The organism is Paracoccus marcusii, from assembly GCF_006151785.1.
GTDB classification, from domain to species: Bacteria; Pseudomonadota; Alphaproteobacteria; order Rhodobacterales; family Rhodobacteraceae; genus Paracoccus; species Paracoccus marcusii.
In genome coordinates this window covers 1-1,371 of sequence record NZ_VDDD01000247.1, presented here as the reverse complement: position 1 = coordinate 1,371, position 1,371 = coordinate 1, and the positions used below count along the sequence as shown (strand labels likewise).

The window sequence follows — 1,371 nt, the reverse complement described above, 5'->3', positions numbered from 1 at the left end:
AAGAAGGGTCGGCTCTGGCTGAACGACGGGTCATGCATCCGTCTGCGGCCAGAGCGTTCGAACCATGTCTGGTCCTACGACTTCGTCGAAGCCCGGACCCACGATGGAAGGAAGTTCCGCATGCTCAATCTCATCGACGAGTTCAGCCGGGAGTGCCTGGCAATCCGGGTCGACCGGAGGCTCCGATCGACCGACGTCATCGACGTCTTGTCCGATCTCTTCATCCTGCACGGTGTGCCGGATCATATACGGTCCGACAATGGCCCGGAGTTCATCGCCAAGGCGGTGCGGGAATGGATCGTCGCCGTCGGCGCGAAGACCGCCTACATCGAGCCGGGGTCCCCCTGGGAGAACGGTTACTGTGAGAGCTTCAATTCCAAGCTCCGCGACGAGCTGCTGAACGGGGAGATCTTCTACAGCCTCGCTGAGGCGAAGATTATCATCGAGAGCTGGCGCCGCCATTACAACACCAAGCGCCCGCACTCATCACTGGGGTATCGCCCGCCAGCTCCCGAGGCCATCCAGTGGCCGGCTTCGCCATCCGGAGCCGCTTCGCCGGCCACCCCAGCTGTAGCGCCAAGACCCGTAATGCACTAAGACTGAAACCGGACCACCCGATAGGGGCAGGCCACTATCCTCAAAGGGCTACGTGTCGGGTGACGGCCAGAATGTTGCGTCTGGCATGACCATCAGTCCCAGCCATCAACTATTGCCCTCCAGTGGCGGAGCAGATCAGCTGCACCGTAATCGCCATGCCGTTGGCGCTCCGTGGCAGCAGCTGAGATCATCGTCGCCACACCACTGCGATCCATCGCTTCCGGAAAGGCGAGCGTTGCGCGCAGAATGTTCAGCAGGATCCGCTCGGCCATCGCACGTTGTTCGATCTCGTCCAGGAGGTCATCGCTCATATGCCTGGTCATATCGGACCTCATTCTACCCTAGCGTATCACGCCAAAATGTCTGCACTTGATGCAACTCACATAGTGAGGGTCAAAACACAACCGTGACGCGATCGTTATCTATCTCAAAGTTGATGAGCGCTTACCGGCTGAGCCCCTGCCCTATTCGCCAACATCATCGATTACCGCCCCGGAGCCCATAATCCGATACGGCGCCAGGGCCGCTAATCGCCCGTGATCTCGCGAGCATTGGGCATCTCTGGTCTGCTCATGCTGGCCCAAGCGTTCGCCCGCAGCTTACTACGTCGCAGATGGCACCGGGCTTGCCCTTGCAGCCGTGACAGTTGCCGCATCCGTCGCGTCATATCGAACCGGACCTTAACTTCAAATTAACCAATATGGCTTTGTTGCACAAAGCCTCTGATGTCCGAGGTTCCCCTTTCCCCGGACGGATTTATCCCGCGGTTTCTGT

Annotated in this window: 1 protein-coding gene and 1 pseudogene; one reads left to right on the top strand and one right to left on the bottom strand. The window is 59.2% G+C overall.

Going from position 1 to position 1,371, the window contains the following annotated elements; translation table 11 throughout:
- A pseudogene (locus FHD68_RS18555) lies at window positions 1-597 on the top strand (IS3-like element ISPmar2 family transposase); the annotation flags it as partial.
- Window positions 598-689: 92 nt separating this feature from the next.
- Here the strand turns inward: FHD68_RS18555 and FHD68_RS18550 are convergent.
- The gene (locus FHD68_RS18550; protein ID WP_139086592.1) at window positions 690-908 is read right to left on the bottom strand and encodes a hypothetical protein; all 219 of its coding nucleotides are present in this window, start codon (window positions 906-908) and stop codon (window positions 690-692) included.
- Between the last annotated feature and the right edge of the window lie 463 nt (window positions 909-1,371).